We start from the raw sequence: 15,869 nt of genomic DNA, 5'->3' as shown, positions 1-15,869 counted from the left end.
CTAATCATTCATATAATCAGGTATAAAATGAGCGACTCTTTGAACTCCCGTGAATTTCTAGACAAAGCGACCGCGCTCGTCGAAGCTGCAAAAAAAGCAGGCGCCGACGCGGCCGACGCAGTCGTTGCCCGCTCGCGTTCCGCGGGCGTTAGCGTACGGCTCGGAAAGGTCGAAGAGACCGAATCTTCCGAGAGCGATGAGTTTTCCCTGCGCGTCTTCGTCGGTCGCAAGATCGCCAGCATATCTGCCAACGGCGGAGCCGAGCCAAAGGCCTTGGCCGAACGCGCCGTCGCCATGGCGAAAGTATCGCCGGACGATAGCTTCGAGGGTCTTGCCGTTCCCGAAAATCTTGCCCGCCAAATTCGCGATCTCGATCTTTACGATCCGACCGTCGTCGATGCCGCGCAATTGACCGAAGCCGCGCTGGCCGCCGAAGCTGCCGCGCTCGCCGTCGAGGGTGTTACCAATTCGGGTGGAGGCTCCGCATCTGCTGGAATGGGCGGGCTCGTACTCGTCACATCAGGCGGATTTGCCGGACAATATGTGGGGTCGCGTTTTTCCCGCTCCGTCAGCGCAATCGCCGGCAGCGGTACCGCCATGGAGCGGGATTATGATTTTTCCTCGCGCATTTTCTATGACACGCTTGAAGACGCTGCAGCCATCGGGCGATCGGCCGGGGAGCGCGCGGTAAAGCGCCTTGGCGCGCGCCAGGCGGCAACCGGCCGTGTAAGCGTTGTTTTCGACCCGCGCGTCGCCCGAGGTATCGCCGGCCATATTGCCAGCGCCATCAATGGCGCGTCGGTAGCACGCAAGACGAGCTTCCTTAAGGATCGCATGGGCGAGAAGATCCTGAGCGACGCGATCAACGTTAAGGACGACCCGTTGCGGGTGCGCGGTTCTTCTTCGCGCCCGTTTGACGGCGAGGGCATCGAGGGCGTTCCCTTGACGATGATCGAGAATGGCGTGCTGAAACACTGGTTCCTGTCGACCTCGACAGCAAAGGAACTTGGCCTCGCCACCAATGGCAGGGGCGTGCGTTCCGGCTCGACAGTCACGCCCGCCTCGACGAACTTCTCCATCGAACCCGGCGAAAAGTCGCCGCAAGACCTGATGCGCGATGTTGGTACCGGTTTTTACGTTACCGAACTGTTCGGCCATGGTGTCGACATGATCACCGGCGAATACAGCCGCGGTGCTTCGGGCTTCTGGATCGAAAATGGCGAACTCGCCTATCCGGTCAGCGAAGTGACGATCGCCTCAAATCTCAAGGACATGTTCCTTAATCTCACTGCGGCAAATGACATCGATCGCAATTTCGGCATTGCCAGCTCGACACTCGTAATCGAAGGCATGACACTTGCCGGCAAGTAAGCTCAATCTTGAAGACCTGGAACTGATCCGGCAGGCCGCCGAGGGCGCAGGCCGGATCGCTCTGTCTTACTTTCGGCAGGCGCCGCAGGTCTGGATGAAAACCGGCAACTCGCCGGTAACAGAGGCCGATCTTGCCGCCGACAAGTATCTGAAGGACATGCTGCTGACGGCCCGCCCGGATTACGGCTGGATATCCGAAGAAACCCAGGACGAACGCGCCGCTTCCCCGCGAGAGCGCTTCTTCGTCGTCGACCCGATCGATGGGACACGGGCCTTCATCGAAGGTGCCGACGTCTGGTGCGTCAGCGTTGCCGTCATCGAAAACGGCCGGCCCGTCGCCGGCGTTCTCGACTGCCCGGCCCGAAGCGAAATCATCATGGCGACTCCCGACGGCGGGGCGACGCAGAACGGCGCCGCCATTCATGTCCAGGCCCAGCACCTTCCCTACAAGGTGGCCGGTCCCTCGGCCTTCATCAAGCGGCTGCCGGAACACTTTCTCTCCTCCATCGAACACATGCCGTACGTTGCCTCGCTCGCCTATCGGATCGCCATGGTGGCGCGCGGCGATATCGCGGGCACTTTCGTGCGGCCAAGTTCGCATGACTGGGATCTTGCAGCGGCCGATCTCATCCTCTCGGAGGCCGGGGGCCGGGTCGTCGCCGCGGACGGAAAGCCACTCACCTATGGTCTTACCGACACCAGTAATGGCGACTATCGCCACGGCGCGCTCGTTGCCGCAAGCGGATTGCTCATGGATAACATGTTGGACGTTGTCGCCGAAACCGCGTTCGGATAAACAGTCAGCAACCTTCTCGATCATTTGGACAGGCACATGAGCGAAAACACTTCGGATCAAAAGCAACTGCTTCACCTTGTATTCGGCGGTGAGCTGAAGAAACTCGGCGGTGTCGAGTTCCGCGACCTCGACAAGCTCGATATTGTCGGCATCTATCCGGATTTTGCCTCGGCGCAGCGCGCATGGAAGTCGAAGGCGCAAGCGACGGTGGACAACGCTCATATGCGCTATTTCATCGTCCACATGCATCGCTTGCTGGATCCTGCCACGGGCAAGGCGGACTGACCGCGTGCGCGTGGTCGGACAAAGATCGACATGATTGACCAGAATTCAGCAACGGCTAAAGCGCCTCGCCGCAAAGCTGGAGCGCTCAAGCGCTTCTGGCGCTCGGTGCGCGGCCCGCTGGCGAATTCGCCGATCGTCCGCAGCATGATCGTGTGGTTGATCACGCAGTTCTTCCGGCTGGTGCATCTGACCAATCCCCGGCTCAAGGGGTCTTCGGACCTCGAAGATATGAAACGCGGGGGTGAGCCGTTCATCGCCGTTGCCTGGCACGGCCAGCATCTGATGGCGCCATTCCTAATGCCGCGCGGCGTGCGCTTCGTCGCCATGTTTTCCAAGAGCAAGGACGCAGAACTGAATGCGCGCGTTGCCGAGCGCTTCGGCGTGGAGATCGTGCGCGGCTCGGGCGGTCGCGACCGCTCGAAAGGGACGGAAAAGGGCGGAGCACGGGCGCTGCTCGTTTTGAAAAAAGCGCTGGCCGAAGGCAAGACCGCGGCGATGATCGCCGATATTCCGCATGGAACGCCGCGCGATAGCGGTCCCGGGGTTATTCTGCTGGCCAAGCTTTCCGGACGGCCGATCCTGCCGATCTGCTACCTGACCACCCGCAGAAAAGTTCTGGAGAAGAGTTGGGACAAGACCACCATTCCCTTGCCATTCGGCAAATCGGGGTTGATTGTCGGCGACCCGATCTTTGTTCCCGAAGATGCAGATGAAGCAATGCTCGAAGCCAAGCGTGTCGAATTGACCAATAGTTTGAACGCGAACACCAAGCGCGTGCATGAACTCGTGGACGGCGCGGCATGAGCGAAAGATGGGCACGCCTGGTGCTTGGCACCTATCGCTGGATTGGCGCGGCAACATTTCCCATTGTCGGCGCCTATGTTGCCTTCCGTGCCAGCAAGGGCAAGGAGGAGCGTGGCCGTCAGGGCGAGCGCTACGGTGTGGCGAGCGTTGCCCGCCCATCCGGTCCGCTTATCTGGGTCCATGCGGCGAGTGTTGGCGAAACGTCGGCTGTCACTCCGCTTGTCGAGGCAATCGTCGACATGGACATCCATGTCGTTTTGACGACCGGTACGGTTACATCCGCTAAGATGGTGCAGGAGCGTCTGGGCGACCGCGTCATCCATCAATATGTGCCGCTCGACCTGAAGCCCGCCGTCGACCGCTTCCTCACCCATTGGCAGCCTGATCTTGCCATCATCTGCGAATCCGAGATTTGGCCGATGACGATCCTGGAACTTGGCACCAGGCGGGTTCCGCAGGTGCTCGTCAATGGACGCCTTTCCGATCGCTCCTTTGCCAGCTGGCACAAGCGGCCCTCGATTGCCGAGGCCCTGTTCGAAAATCTCGCCCACGTCGTTGCCCAATCGGATATCGACGGCGAAAGGTTCCGGGCCCTTGGCGCGAGGCCGGTGACGGTATCCGGCAACCTCAAGGTGGACACGGCCGTACCGCCCGTGAACAATACTGAACTTGCCGCAATGCAGCGCATGATCGGCACCCGCAAGACCTGGGCCGCGATTTCGACGCATCAGGGCGAAGAGGAGATCGTTGCGCAGGTGCATCACATGCTGAAAGCGCGCCATCGCGACCTTTTGACAATCATCGTGCCGCGCCACCCTGATCGTGCCCCGGAGATCGCCGAGGCAATCGAAAAAATGGGCATGAAGGTGGCGCTGCGCAGCAAGGCGGACCAGATCGAGCTCGATACGGATATCTATCTCGGCGATACGATCGGCGACATGGGCCTCTATCTGCGCCTTGCGGAGATCGCATTCGTCGGCCGGTCGCTGACCGCGCAAGGCGGGCAGAATCCACTCGAGCCGGCCATGCTCAAATCCGCGATCCTCTCCGGGCGCAATGTTCAGAATTTCCGCGATTCCTATCAGCGCCTGATCAAGAATGGCGCGGCGAAACTGGTGCGCGACAAGGACATGCTCGCGGGCGCGGTCAACTATCTCTTCAATAATCCGGAAGAACGCCAGGTCATGATCGACGCTGGCCTCAAGACCGTCGAGGACATGCGCGGATCGCTCGATCGCACCTTGACCGCACTTGAGCCTTTCATCCAGCCTCTCGTTCTGCAGGCACGCCTCAGCAATCGCGAAGGCGGCTGGAAATGATGAGTGAGGCCCCTCCATTCTGGTGGGAAAAGCCGGATTGGCGGGCCTGGGCGCTAAGCCCGTTTTCCAAAATCTACGGCAGCGTGGCCGGGCGCCGCATAAGGCGGGCGAAGCCACCGACGATTCCGGTCCCGGTGCTTTGCATCGGCAATTTCACTATCGGCGGCGCCGGAAAGACCCCGACCTCAATCACCTTTGCCAGGGCCGCAATCTCCGCCGGGCTGACGCCCGGCATCGTTTCTCGCGGCTATGGCGGCGCGTTTTCGGGCATGCATCGTGTCGATCCAGACCACGACAGCGCGCGCCTTGTCGGCGACGAACCACTGTTGCTCGCCCGGCACGCGGCGGTCATCGTCACGTCCGACCGCTTTGCCGCGGCACAGGCATTGCAGCAGTCCGGATGCGATTTCATCATCATGGATGACGGCTTTCAAAGCGCCCGCCTGCATTTCGATTTCGCACTGATGGTAGTGGATGCCGGCCGCGGCGTGGGAAATGGCCATGTCTTGCCGGGAGGACCGTTGCGCGCGCCGCTGATCGACCAGCTGGTGCGAACCGACGCGGTGCTCAAGATCGGTACAGCGAACGGCGCCGACCGGGTCATTCGCAATGCGGCACGGGCGGCAAAACCGATCTATGAAGGAGTTCTTAAGCCGATATCCACATCTGAGATAGCCGGCAAACGATTACTGGCTTTCGCCGGCATAGGCGACCCGTCCAAGTTTTTCACGACGCTTCGCGAAGCGGGCGGCATCGTCGAGAAAACGCGTGCCTTTCCAGACCATCATCCGTACACGGACGAAAATCTCGCCGAACTCGCTGAAGCGGCCGATCGGGAAAACCTGACGCCGGTCACAACAGCCAAAGACCTGGTGAGGCTACTCGACGGCAGCGAGGCGGCGAGGGCGTTTGCCGGCCGTACCTCGGTTTTGGAGGTGGAACTCGTTTTCAACCAGCCCGGCGCACCCGCTCGCATCATACGGGAAACGCGCGATCGCGCCCGTCACCGGCGCCGGGATGCCTCATAAAATGCCGGGGTACCTCCGGTTGATCCGCGGAGGCGCTTCGCGCATCGGAATATTAAGGCTTGTTCCCGTGGTCTGGCTGTAGAGCCTGTCGTTAGAGAAGAGCGTTCCACCAGCGCGGGTGATTTCGACGCCAAGGGCAACGCGGGTCGAGGCTGCCGCCGGAACCCTGATTTCATAGGCGACCGGGAACGTGCCGTTTCTGTTCAGTGTAAAGCTGGTGCGGGCCAGCCGCGGCATGGGAGCCGAATTACCCCGGCTTGCGTCGTAGGCAGTGACGAACACCACTGAACTTGCAGTCAGGCGCGCCCATGGCGGTCCCTGCAGATAGCCCCGGATTGTTTTAACCGGGCCCGTATACGCCGGCGCATTGCTGGCCGTATCGGTGGTACAGCCGCTCACAAGAAATCCAGCCGCGAGAAGAGTGAACAGGGTTGCGCGGCGGGTCAGCATATCGCTCAGCCTTTGCTTCGACTGCGCAGGTCGGGATTCATCTGAAGCTCGCGCTCGAGCGAAATGCGCGCATCGGCATAGGCCTCCTGACGCGCGACGCTCCAATATTTGAGTTCGTCCAGGGGGATCTTCTCCGAGGTAACCGCACAGAGTACATAGGAACCCGGCGACAGGACCTGAAAGTCGCCGTCGAGATAACGAATTTTGGCTTCGCGCGAGCCGGGTCCTTCAAATCTGTTCATATTCTGCCGATGTTCCAGTCGATTGAATGTTCATTTACGGCTCAGAGCCGCAGGTGGTCAAGCATTGCGAGATTGAAAGCCCCTTATCGCCGGCCGAAAAGACGCTCTATGTCGCTGAGTTTCAGCTCGATATAGGTAGGCCGACCGTGATTGCAGGTGCCCGAGCCCGGCGTTGCTTCCATTTGGCGCAAGAGTGCATTCATCTCTTCCGGCTTCAACCGCCGTCCCGAGCGGACCGAGCCATGGCAGGCCATGGTGGCCGCGACGTGGTCGAGAATGCCTTTCAAACCATTTGACGTATCGTGCTCGGCGATCTCGTCGGAAAGGTCGCGGACGAGTTGTTGCGCATCGATCTCACCTAGCATGGACGGCGTTTCGCGCACGGCGATCGCACCCGGTCCAAAGGCTTCGATACCCAGGCCGAAACGTGCCAACGTTTCTGCATGGGCCGCGAGCCGTTCGACATCCTCCTCCGGCAGGTCGACGATTTCGGGGATGAGCAGCATCTGGGCCGGCAGCGGCCGTGAATGCAATGCGTTCTTCAGTGCCTCGTAGACAAGACGTTCATGCGCGGCATGCTGGTCGACAATGACAAGGCTGTCCTCGGTCTGCGCGACGATATAGTTGGCGTGTACCTGCGCGCGAGCGGCTCCGAGGGGCGCGGAAAGCAATTCCAATGGAGCCTCCGTGGCCGCACCGCGTGCGTCGGCGGCCACGGCTCGCGCAACATCATAGAGGAATGGCTGCGCCGGTTCGGCAAATCCGCCACGGGTGTCGGCGGCGAGGGCGCCTTCGACTTCGAACGGACGGTATGGGGATTGTTCAACGGAGTAATTCTGGTTGACGGTAGCGTTGCCGCGCCAATTCTGATGGAGCGGGGCAGCACGCTTGCCTTCTGCGCCACCAAGCCTGAAAGCATGCAGCATCGCTTCGGCCCCGCTGGTTGCGGCCCGGATTCCGGATTGACCGAGGGCTTCGCGAATTGCCCCGACGATAAGGCCGCGCACAAGCCCCGGATCGCGAAAACGCACATCCGCCTTGGCCGGGTGCACATTCACATCGACCAGCGCCGGATCAAGATTGAGGAACAGGACGACGACCGGGTGGCGGTCGCGCGCGATCACATCGGCATAGGCGCCGCGGATTGCACCCCAGATTTGCTTGTCGCGCACTGGCCGGCCGTTGACATAGGCGAACTGATGCAGGCTGTTTCCACGGTTGAACGCCGGAATGCCGGCAAAGCCGGTCAGGCGCACGCCATCGCGCTCGGCATCGATGGCGATGGCATTTTCGGGGAACTCCTTGCCGAGCACCTGCGAAATCCGCTCCAGCATGCCTGACGATCCAGCGCCGGTCGCCGCCAGCTCGATCGGCGTGCGGTCGCTGCCCGCAAGCGAAAAGCGGATATGCGGAAAGGCGATGGCGATGCGCTTGACGACGTCGCTGATCGCCGATGCCTCGGCTCGGTCGGTCTTCATGAATTTGAGGCGGGCTGGCGTGGCGAAGAAAAGGTCGCGCACTTCCGCGATCGTCCCGCCGTTCATCGGCGTCGGGCGCGGCCCGTCCTGGCGGCCGCCATGGATGCTGATCTCGAAGCCGGAATCCGCGTCGGACGTGCGTGATTTCAACGACAGGCGCGAGACGGATCCAATAGAGGGCAGGGCCTCGCCGCGAAAACCAAGGGCGCGAATATCGTGCACATCATTGGTGAGTTTCGACGTGCAATGGCGCGCCACCGCAAGGGCAAGTTCGTCGGAGCGAATGCCCGAACCGTTATCGGTGATGCGGATAAGGTTCTTGCCACCACCGGCGGTGACGACCTCGATCCGCGTTGCGCCCGCGTCGATCGAATTTTCGACGAGTTCCTTGACCACGCTTGCCGGACGCTCGATGACTTCGCCGGCTGCGATCTGGTTGATGATGGTCTCGGTGAGCTGCTTGATGGGCATTGCAAAATCTATAGTGGATTCGCCGCGTCCGCGAAATCCGTGGAGCGCCGGCATCCCCGGAAAAATCGGCCGGGAAAGCATCTGGTCATCGGATTGGATTTGATGATAGGTCTTGCTTCACATCTAAGGAGGAAAAACAACTATGGCCAATTCCAAGCCGTCCTTCGTCTGGACTGATCCCTTTCTCCTGGAAGAGCAGTTGACCGAAGACGAACGGATGATCCGCGACAGTGCACGGGCGTTTGCGCAAGGCGAACTTCTCCCGCGCATCGAAGAGGCCTATCTGGAAGAAAAGACCGATCCTGCGCTTTTCCGGATGATGGGCGAGTCGGGGCTTCTTGGGGTGACGCTTCCCGAAGAATACGGCACGGCCGGTGCATCCTACGTCGCCTATGGCCTCGTCGCGCGCGAGGTCGAGCGCGTGGACAGCGGCTATCGCTCGATGATGAGCGTGCAGTCGTCACTGGTCATGTACCCGATTTACGCTTACGGCTCGGAGGAGCAGCGCCGCAAATATCTGCCGAAGCTCGCTTCCGGCGAATGGATCGGCTGTTTCGGCCTCACCGAGCCCGATGCGGGCTCTGATCCCGCCGGCATGAAAACCCGCGCCGAGAAGGTCGCTGACGGCTATCGCCTGTCCGGCTCGAAGATGTGGATTTCAAACTCGCCGATTGCCGATGTTTTTGTCGTCTGGGCGAAGTCGGACGCCCATGACGGTCAGATCCGCGGCTTCGTCCTCGAAAAGGGCATGAAGGGCCTTTCCGCGCCGAAGATCGGTGGCAAGCTGTCGTTGCGCGCCTCGATCACCGGCGAGGTGGTCATGGACGGCGTTGTTGTCGGCGAGGAGCATCTCCTGCCCAATGTCTCCGGGCTCAAGGGGCCGTTCGGCTGCCTCAATCGCGCCCGCTTCGGCATTTCCTGGGGCGTCCTCGGCGCCGCTGAAGATTGCTGGCAGCGGACCGTCCAGTACGGGCTCGACCGCAAGCAATTTGGCCGCCCGCTCGCCGCCACCCAGCTGTTCCAGAAGAAGTTCGCGGACATGCAGACTGAAATCACGCTTGGCCTGCAGGCCTCCCTGCGTGTCGGTCGCCTGTTTGACGAAGGCAAGGTCGCGCCGGAAATGATCAGCCTCGTCAAGCGCAACAATTGCGGCAAGGCGCTCGACATCGCCCGCATGGCGCGCGACATGCACGGCGGCAACGGCATCCAGATCGGCTATCATGTGATGCGCCACGCCCAGAACCTCGAAACGGTCAATACCTATGAGGGCACGCACGATGTGCATGCGCTCATCCTTGGCCGGGCACAGACTGGTATCCAGGCCTTCTTCTGACACTATCGTCGGATGGACTTCGGTCTGCGAAGCCAAGGGCGTCCGTATCGTCAAGTCGCTGAAAGACCAGGATTATGGTCAGCGCGCCTTCGTCTTCGCCGACCCGGACGGCAACCGGGTCGACGTCGGACAGCGGATTTAGACGCCGCCTTCGCGCTGTGCGATGAGCTTGTCCACGGCGGCAAGGAGGATGCACAGCGCGATACCTTCAGAAGCGAGACGCACCTCTTCCTGTGACGGAAACGTCGGAGCAAGGCGCAGCGTGCTGTCGTTGGGATCGCGGCCGTAAGGAGAGGTGGCGCCTGCCGGGGTCAGAACCACGCCGGCTTCGCGTGCCAGTTCTACCACGTCGCGCGCGGTGCCGTGCATGGCGTCGACGCAGATGAAATAGCCGCCATCCGGCTGCGTCCACCGCGCAACGCCAGTGCCGCCGAGGCGGGTTTCAAGCGCCTCGATGACCGAATCGAACTTCGGCGCGATGAGGGCGCGGTGAGCGTCCATATGGCGGGCCAGGCCCTCCATGCTTTTCAAAAAGCGCACGTGCCGCAACTGGTTCAGTTTGTCTGGCCCTATGGTGCGTTTGCCGGCCCGGGCGAGATACCATTTCACATTTGCCGCTGACGAGGCGAACAGGGCGAGCCCCGCACCGGCGAGCGTGATCTTGGAGGTCGATGCGAAGACGAAGGCGCGGTCGGGATGGCCGGCCTGCGCGCAGAGCTCGATAATGTTGGCGATCTCATGCCGCTCTGTCGTCAGGTGGTGCACCGCATAGGCGTTGTCCCAGAACAGGCGGAAGTCGGGCGCACCGGTTCGCATGGCTGCAAGGCGTTCGATCGTTTCGGTCGAATAGGTTTCGCCCGAGGGATTGGAGTATTTGGGAACGCACCACATGCCCTTGACGTCGGGATCGGCGACGAGTTCCTCGACCATATCCATGTCGGGGCCGTGCCCGGTTAGCGGGACGGGGAGCATGCGAATGCCATATTCCTCGCAGATGGCGAAATGCCTGTCGTAGCCGGGAACCGGGCAGATGAAGGCCGGAGAACCTGATTGCTGCGACCAGGGCTCCATTTCGCCCGGTACGCCCTTCACCATCGCCCAGAGCAAACAATCATGCATCATGGCAAGGCTCGAATTGTCGCCGACGACGATGCGATCGGCCGACGCACCCATCATGGGTGAGAACAATGCGCGGGTTTCGGCAAGACCCTGGAGCCCGCCATAGTTGCGGGCATCTTCGCCTGCCTCGCTATAATGGTCGCCATTGCCTGGAAGAACCAGCATGCCATTGGCGAGATCGAGTTGTTCCGGGCTCGGCTTGCCGCGGGTCATGTCGATATTCAGCCCCTTGGCGCGGAAGGCTTCGTAATCGCGCAGGACGCGGTTGCGCAGGGCGTCGAGTTCATCGGCGCCAAGATCAGCGATGGGGAGCATGTGGTTAGCCCTTCTGCTGCTGGACGATGCCGTAAATATTGGTCGAGCGGGCGCCCGAGCGGCAATAGGCGAGGACAGGACCCTCAGCCTCATCCAGCGCGCGCGCCATGGCGTCGACGTCGTCCTGTGTCAATTGCCCTGAAACCACAGGGACGTAGTAAATCGCTATGCCCGCTTTTTCGGCAACGTTCTTGATCTCGGCAAAGTTGGGCTGATCGGCCGATTCACCGTCCGGGCGGTTGCAAATGATCGTGTGATAGCCTGCCGCGGCGAGATCGCGCACGTCGTCGGGTGAAATCTGGCCGCTCACGGCGTAGCCTTCGTCGATTTGACGGATATCCATCTTATGTCCCTGGGAAGTGTGAAAGTCGCACCACCATACATCAAACGATGGTCAACGCCATCTGAAAAGCATATCTCTCGCCCAACGGTGATTAAATTATCATCACTAGTACATATATGACTAAAGTATAAGCGGAAGTGCCGAGTTTTAGCGACGCGCAAACCTCGCGCCTCCAAGCCAGCTTGGCGGGAGGAGGCGCTAAAATACCGATAAATTTGAATAATTTATAATTTTCAATGCGGCTGCCGAAGTTGGCACACTCATTGCTTTTAATCCCTTGGTACACACAACCAAAAAGAGGGGTTTACCTGAATGTCCAGTCTAACAGCCAGATTTATCGGGACTTTTGCGGCCGCGGCCATGGGCGCGGCGCTGGCTTTCTCGCCTGCTATAGCTGCGGATGACACGATCAAGGTCGGCATCCTGCACTCCCTTTCCGGGACCATGGCGATTTCCGAAACTACGCTCAAGGACACGATGCTGTTCCTCATCGATGAGCAGAACAAGAAGGGCGGCGTGCTTGGCAAGAAGCTCGAAGCGGTGGTCGTCGATCCGGCGTCGGATTGGCCGCTCTTTGCGGAAAAGGCCCGCCAGCTGATCGAGCAGGACAAGGTCGCGGCCGTCTTCGGTTGCTGGACCTCATCGTCGCGCAAATCGGTGCTGCCGGTCTTTGAAGAGCTCAACTCCATGCTGTTCTACCCCGTCCAGTACGAGGGCGAGGAAAGCTCGCGCAACGTCTTCTATACGGGTGCCGCGCCGAACCAGCAGGCGATCCCAGCCGTCGATTATCTTGCCAAGGAAGAGGGTGTCGAGCGCTGGGTACTCGCCGGTACCGACTACGTCTATCCGCAGACCACGAACAAGATTTTGAAGGCCTACCTCAACGCCAAGGGCGTCAAGGATGAGGACATCATGATCAACTACACGCCGTTCGGCCATTCCGACTGGCAGACGATCGTGTCCGACATCAAGAAATTCGGTTCGGCCGGCAAGAAGACCGCAGTTGTTTCGACCATCAACGGTGATGCGAACGTGCCCTTCTATAAGGAACTCGCAAACCAGGGTATCAAGGCGGAAGACATTCCCGTCGTTGCCTTCTCGGTGGGTGAAGAAGAACTTGCGGGCCTCGATACCAAGCCGCTGGTCGGCCACCTTGCCGCCTGGAATTACTTCCAGTCGGTGGATGCCGATGCCAATGCCGAGTTCATCAAGGAATGGCACGCCTATACCAAGAACGACAAGCGCGTGACCAACGACCCGATGGAAGCGACCTATATCGGTTTCAACATGTGGGTGAAGGCAGTTGAAGCTGCCGGAACCACGGATTCCAATGCGGTGATCGATTCGATCGTCGGCGTGTCGGTGCCGAACCTGTCCGGCGGATCAGCCACGATGATGCCGAACCACCACATCACAAAGCCCGTGCTGATAGGCGAAGTGCAGGACGACGGACAGTTCGACATTGTCTATCAGACGCCTGGTCTCGTTGTCGGCGACGAATGGTCCGATTACCTGCCGGGCTCCAAGGACCTCATTTCCGATTGGCGCAAGCCGATGTCGTGCGGCAATTTCAACGTCGTCAGCGGCAAGTGCGGCGGCGTGACCAACTGATGCCTACCCGGCTTCGGTTTGGGGCACATCCGAAGCCACTCCACCTCCACGCAAGTGGGGGTGGAGCCACTCCGAGGATACTCGTACCCAGGATTGTTTTATGCCATTGATCCGCTTGCTGGCCGTATTCCTTGTGCTCTCGGGCGTGTTTGCGCCTGGAATGGAGGCGCGGGCTGAAACGGTCGACGATGCCACGCTGCGGCCGCTCATCCAGGCCCTTGCTGCAGAAAATTTCGACGAGACGACGAAGGCGGTTTCCGGCCTCGCCAAGACCGGCGATGCGCGGGTATCCGCCATCCTCAACGCGCTGACCGCCGGCGATCTATACATCGTCAAGGCGGACAAGGCCGTTTTCATCGGCAAACGCGATGGCTCGGACTACGCCGCCACCGATCCCCTGACGGGTGCCAAGCTTGCACCCGTGCCGCGCAATGCCGCGGAAAAGATCAAGGTCAACAACCGTCTGCGCCGCGATATAGCCGCGGCGATCGGCGGGCTCACGCTGATGAGCGACAATCCTGCGGAACGACGCTCCGCCGCCGAAACAATTCTGAAGACGCGCGATCCCGAGTCCATCGCTTTGCTCGATCAGGCCATCGCGGCGGAAAAAGATAGCGGGATCAAGGCCGTGATGCAGCAGGCGAAAGCTGCGGCAGTGCTGAATTCGACCGCGCCGGATGACGCCAAGATCGCGGCTATTGCGGAGGTCACCGCCGGCAACAGCCGCGACGCCCTGGGACTCCTGACGCCGCTGCAGGGTAGCGACGGCCCGGTGGGCGACGCCGCGCGTTCGGCGATCGACAGCATCAACAGCAAGCTCGCCTTGTGGAACGGCATCCAGAATATCGTCTACGGTCTGTCGCTGGGTTCCGTGCTCCTGCTTGCGGCGATCGGTCTGGCGATCACCTTCGGCGTCATGGGCGTCATCAACATGGCCCACGGCGAAATGGTCATGATCGGCGCCTATACCACCTTTGTCGTGCAGCAGATCATCCGCGCCTCGGCGCCGGGCCTTTTCGATTATTCATTACTCATTGCGCTGCCTGCGGCCTTCATCGTCTCGGGCGCCGTCGGCGTCGTCATCGAGCGCGGCATTATACGCTTCCTTTATGGCCGTCCGCTGGAAACCCTGCTTGCGACGTGGGGCATTTCGCTGGTCCTGCAGCAGGCGATCCGCTCCTGGTTCGGCGCCTCAAACGTTCAGGTCGGCAACCCATCATGGATGGCAGGGTCGTTCGATCTCGGTCTCCTGACGCTCACCTGGTCGCGCCTGTGGATCATCGTCTTTGCCCTTTCGGTCTTCGCGGTGCTGCAGCTGGTGCTGAAGAAGACGATGCTCGGGCTGCGCATGCGCGCAGTTACCCAGAACCGGCGCATGGCCTCCGCCATGGGCATCAGGACGCCCTGGGTCGACGCGCTGACCTTTGGCCTCGGCTCCGGCATTGCCGGCATTGCCGGCGTGGCGCTGAGCCAGATCGACAATGTCAGCCCCAATCTGGGTCAGGGCTATATCATCGACAGTTTCATGGTCGTCGTCTTCGGCGGTGTCGGCAATCTCTGGGGAACGCTGGTCGGCGCGATGTCACTCGGCATAGCCAACAAGTTCCTCGAACCCTTCGCGGGAGCCGTCCTCGGCAAGATCCTCGTGCTGGTGCTCATCATCCTGTTTATCCAGAAGCGTCCGCGTGGTCTCTTCGCACTCAAGGGAAGGGCCATCGAGGCATGATCACGCAGTGGTTTTTCACCCATGTCGATCGTCGAGGTACAATCGTTATCGCCTTGCTGGTGGCGCTGGCCTGCCTCGTGCCACTCTCGAATCTGCTGCTGCCGCCGACCTCGGCCTTGCATGTGCCGACCTATCTCGTGTCGCTGATCGGCAAGTACCTGACCTACGCCCTGCTGGCGGTCGCTCTCGATCTCGTCTGGGGGTTCTGCGGCATCCTTTCGCTCGGCCATGGCGCATTCTTCGCGCTCGGCGGCTATGCGATGGGCATGTACCTGATGCGCCAGATCGGTCCGCGCGGCGTCTATGCCGATCCGGTGCTGCCCGACTTCATGGTGTTCCTCAACTGGAAGGAACTGCCGTGGTTCTGGCACGGCTTCAACCATTTCTGGTTCGCGGCGCTCATGGTTGTGCTGGTCCCCGGCATTCTCGCCTTCGGCTTCGGCTGGCTTGCCTTCCGCTCGCGTGTCACCGGCGTTTACCTGTCGATCATCACCCAGGCTCTGACCTACGCCTTACTCCTTGCGTTCTTCCGCAACGACATGGGATTTGGCGGCAATAACGGCCTCACCGATTTCAAGGATATTCTCGGCTTCAACATCCAGGCCGACAGCACGCGCTCGATGCTGTTTGCGGCAACGGCGTTGTTACTCGCGCTTGCCGTATTCGTAACCAGTTTCATTGTCCGCTCCAAACTCGGCAAGGTCCTCGTCGGCGTGCGCGATGCGGAGAGCCGCATGCGCTTTCTCGGCTATCGGGTCGATCGCTACAAGCTCTTCGTCTGGACGGTCTCCGCCATGATGGCGGGCATTGCCGGCGCGCTTTATGTGCCGCAGGTCGGCATCATCAATCCCTCCGAATTCGAGCCCGCCAATTCCATCGAAGCGGTGATCTGGGTTGCCGTGGGAGGCCGCGGCACCATCATCGGGCCAATTCTCGGCGCGGTGCTGGTCAATTTCGGCAAGACCTATTTCACCGCGGCATTTCCGGAGATCTGGCTGTTCGCGCTCGGTGCGCTCTTCATCCTCGTCACCCTGTTCCTCCCGAAGGGCATACTCGGCCTTTACGGCACATGGCAGACAAAGCGAAAGGACCGCATCGCTCGCAAGCGCAGCGAACCGGGCTCCCCGGCAACAGAACGTGCGACACCGATCGCCGAACCCCAGGCAGCGGAGTAGACC

At 60.8% G+C, this 15,869-nt stretch carries 15 protein-coding genes and 1 pseudogene; 11 read left to right on the top strand and 5 right to left on the bottom strand.

All coding sequences use genetic code 11. From position 1 onward, the window contains the following. Positions 1-27: 27 nt before the first annotated feature. Genes BM074_RS02780 through lpxK form a run of 6 tightly spaced genes read left to right on the top strand, consistent with a single transcriptional unit; the run spans position 28 to position 5,603 of the window. Positions 28-1,371 (top strand): TldD/PmbA family protein, encoded by a 1,344-nt coding sequence (locus tag BM074_RS02780; RefSeq protein WP_091919598.1) that lies wholly within the window; start codon positions 28-30, stop codon positions 1,369-1,371. Beyond that, positions 1,358-2,167, top strand: a complete 810-nt coding sequence (locus BM074_RS02775; RefSeq protein ID WP_091919596.1) for a 3'(2'),5'-bisphosphate nucleotidase CysQ — start codon at positions 1,358-1,360, stop codon at positions 2,165-2,167. Before BM074_RS02780 ends, BM074_RS02775 begins: the two co-directional genes overlap by 14 nt. Positions 2,168-2,203: 36 nt before the next feature. Continuing rightward, entirely contained in the window at positions 2,204-2,452 is a 249-nt protein-coding gene (locus BM074_RS02770; protein ID WP_027230190.1) for a DUF4170 domain-containing protein, read from the top strand. Positions 2,453-2,482: 30 nt separating this feature from the next. Further along, positions 2,483-3,256 (top strand): lysophospholipid acyltransferase family protein, encoded by a 774-nt coding sequence (locus BM074_RS02765; protein WP_036813294.1) that lies wholly within the window; start codon positions 2,483-2,485, stop codon positions 3,254-3,256. Continuing rightward, positions 3,253-4,575 (top strand): lipid IV(A) 3-deoxy-D-manno-octulosonic acid transferase, encoded by a 1,323-nt coding sequence (gene waaA, locus BM074_RS02760; RefSeq protein WP_091919594.1) that lies wholly within the window; start codon positions 3,253-3,255, stop codon positions 4,573-4,575. Before BM074_RS02765 ends, waaA begins: the two co-directional genes overlap by 4 nt. Next, positions 4,572-5,603: a tetraacyldisaccharide 4'-kinase gene (gene lpxK / locus BM074_RS02755; protein ID WP_091919592.1), complete on the top strand. Its 1,032-nt coding sequence runs from the start codon at positions 4,572-4,574 to the stop codon at positions 5,601-5,603. The genes waaA and lpxK overlap by 4 nt, the downstream gene beginning before the upstream one ends. Here lpxK and BM074_RS02750 read toward each other — a convergent pair. The 3 genes from BM074_RS02750 to mutL all read right to left on the bottom strand — a co-directional run bounded on the left by BM074_RS02750 (position 5,598) and on the right by mutL (position 8,244). Further along, positions 5,598-6,053: an SAM-dependent methyltransferase gene (locus BM074_RS02750; RefSeq protein WP_091919590.1), complete on the bottom strand. Its 456-nt coding sequence runs from the start codon at positions 6,051-6,053 to the stop codon at positions 5,598-5,600. The two genes, lpxK and BM074_RS02750, sit on opposite strands and share 6 nt — an antisense overlap. A 5-nt stretch (positions 6,054-6,058) precedes the next feature. Continuing rightward, positions 6,059-6,295 carry a DUF2093 domain-containing protein gene (locus BM074_RS02745; RefSeq protein ID WP_091919588.1) on the bottom strand — a complete coding sequence of 79 codons (237 nt, stop codon included), beginning with the start codon at positions 6,293-6,295 and terminating at the stop codon, positions 6,059-6,061. 83 nt (positions 6,296-6,378) lie between these two features. After that, positions 6,379-8,244: a DNA mismatch repair endonuclease MutL gene (mutL, locus tag BM074_RS02740; protein ID WP_091921401.1), complete on the bottom strand. Its 1,866-nt coding sequence runs from the start codon at positions 8,242-8,244 to the stop codon at positions 6,379-6,381. 142 nt (positions 8,245-8,386) lie between these two features. Here mutL and BM074_RS02735 point away from each other — a divergent pair, with 142 nt between their 5' ends. Together BM074_RS02735 and BM074_RS02730 are read left to right on the top strand one after the other, a co-directional pair. Continuing rightward, positions 8,387-9,577 carry an acyl-CoA dehydrogenase gene (locus BM074_RS02735; protein WP_091919587.1) on the top strand — a complete coding sequence of 397 codons (1,191 nt, stop codon included), beginning with the start codon at positions 8,387-8,389 and terminating at the stop codon, positions 9,575-9,577. Positions 9,578-9,596: 19 nt separating this feature from the next. Beyond that, positions 9,597-9,719 (top strand): annotated as a pseudogene (locus BM074_RS02730) (VOC family protein); the annotation flags it as partial. Here the strand turns inward: BM074_RS02730 and BM074_RS02725 are convergent. Beyond that, positions 9,716-11,011, bottom strand: coding sequence for an aspartate aminotransferase type Ic (locus BM074_RS02725; protein WP_091919585.1), 1,296 nt, complete (start codon positions 11,009-11,011; stop codon positions 9,716-9,718). The pseudogene BM074_RS02730 and the gene BM074_RS02725 overlap by 4 nt on opposite strands. Positions 11,012-11,015: 4 nt before the next feature. After that, positions 11,016-11,354, bottom strand: coding sequence for a protein tyrosine phosphatase family protein (locus BM074_RS02720; protein ID WP_091919583.1), 339 nt, complete (start codon positions 11,352-11,354; stop codon positions 11,016-11,018). A 360-nt stretch (positions 11,355-11,714) separates the two neighbouring features. On the opposite strand from BM074_RS02720, the gene urtA reads away from it, so the two are divergent. The 3 genes from urtA to urtC all read left to right on the top strand — a co-directional run bounded on the left by urtA (position 11,715) and on the right by urtC (position 15,866). Continuing rightward, entirely contained in the window at positions 11,715-12,965 is a 1,251-nt protein-coding gene (gene urtA / locus BM074_RS02715) for an urea ABC transporter substrate-binding protein (RefSeq protein WP_244532766.1), read from the top strand. A gap of 160 nt (positions 12,966-13,125) precedes the next feature. Next, entirely contained in the window at positions 13,126-14,691 is a 1,566-nt protein-coding gene (gene urtB / locus BM074_RS02710) for an urea ABC transporter permease subunit UrtB (protein WP_210186476.1), read from the top strand. Continuing rightward, positions 14,688-15,866 carry an urea ABC transporter permease subunit UrtC gene (urtC, locus tag BM074_RS02705; RefSeq protein ID WP_091919577.1) on the top strand — a complete coding sequence of 393 codons (1,179 nt, stop codon included), beginning with the start codon at positions 14,688-14,690 and terminating at the stop codon, positions 15,864-15,866. The genes urtB and urtC overlap by 4 nt, the downstream gene beginning before the upstream one ends. Positions 15,867-15,869 lie beyond the last annotated feature (3 nt).

It is taken from the genome of Phyllobacterium sp. CL33Tsu, from assembly GCF_900113985.1.
Classification (GTDB): Bacteria; Pseudomonadota; Alphaproteobacteria; order Rhizobiales; family Rhizobiaceae; genus Phyllobacterium; species Phyllobacterium pellucidum.
Note: the sequence above shows the minus strand (reverse complement) of the source record. Positions and strands in the feature narration are given on the sequence as shown.

Bases quoted from the DNA above. Each gene is read 5' to 3' on its own strand.
- BM074_RS02780 (WP_091919598.1), top strand. From the start codon at position 28: ATGAGCGACTCTTTGAACTCCCGTGAATTTCTAGACAAAGCGACCGCG.
- BM074_RS02770 (WP_027230190.1), top strand. From the start codon at position 2,204: ATGAGCGAAAACACTTCGGATCAAAAGCAACTGCTTCACCTTGTATTC.
- BM074_RS02765 (WP_036813294.1), top strand. From the start codon at position 2,483: ATGATTGACCAGAATTCAGCAACGGCTAAAGCGCCTCGCCGCAAAGCT.
- waaA (WP_091919594.1), top strand. From the start codon at position 3,253: ATGAGCGAAAGATGGGCACGCCTGGTGCTTGGCACCTATCGCTGGATT.
- lpxK (WP_091919592.1), top strand. From the start codon at position 4,572: ATGATGAGTGAGGCCCCTCCATTCTGGTGGGAAAAGCCGGATTGGCGG.
- BM074_RS02750 (WP_091919590.1), bottom strand. From the start codon at position 6,053: ATGCTGACCCGCCGCGCAACCCTGTTCACTCTTCTCGCGGCTGGATTT.
- BM074_RS02745 (WP_091919588.1), bottom strand. From the start codon at position 6,295: ATGAACAGATTTGAAGGACCCGGCTCGCGCGAAGCCAAAATTCGTTAT.
- mutL (WP_091921401.1), bottom strand. From the start codon at position 8,244: ATGCCCATCAAGCAGCTCACCGAGACCATCATCAACCAGATCGCAGCC.
- BM074_RS02735 (WP_091919587.1), top strand. From the start codon at position 8,387: ATGGCCAATTCCAAGCCGTCCTTCGTCTGGACTGATCCCTTTCTCCTG.
- BM074_RS02725 (WP_091919585.1), bottom strand. From the start codon at position 11,011: ATGCTCCCCATCGCTGATCTTGGCGCCGATGAACTCGACGCCCTGCGC.
- BM074_RS02720 (WP_091919583.1), bottom strand. From the start codon at position 11,354: ATGGATATCCGTCAAATCGACGAAGGCTACGCCGTGAGCGGCCAGATT.
- urtA (WP_244532766.1), top strand. From the start codon at position 11,715: ATGGGCGCGGCGCTGGCTTTCTCGCCTGCTATAGCTGCGGATGACACG.
- urtB (WP_210186476.1), top strand. From the start codon at position 13,126: ATGGAGGCGCGGGCTGAAACGGTCGACGATGCCACGCTGCGGCCGCTC.
- urtC (WP_091919577.1), top strand. From the start codon at position 14,688: ATGATCACGCAGTGGTTTTTCACCCATGTCGATCGTCGAGGTACAATC.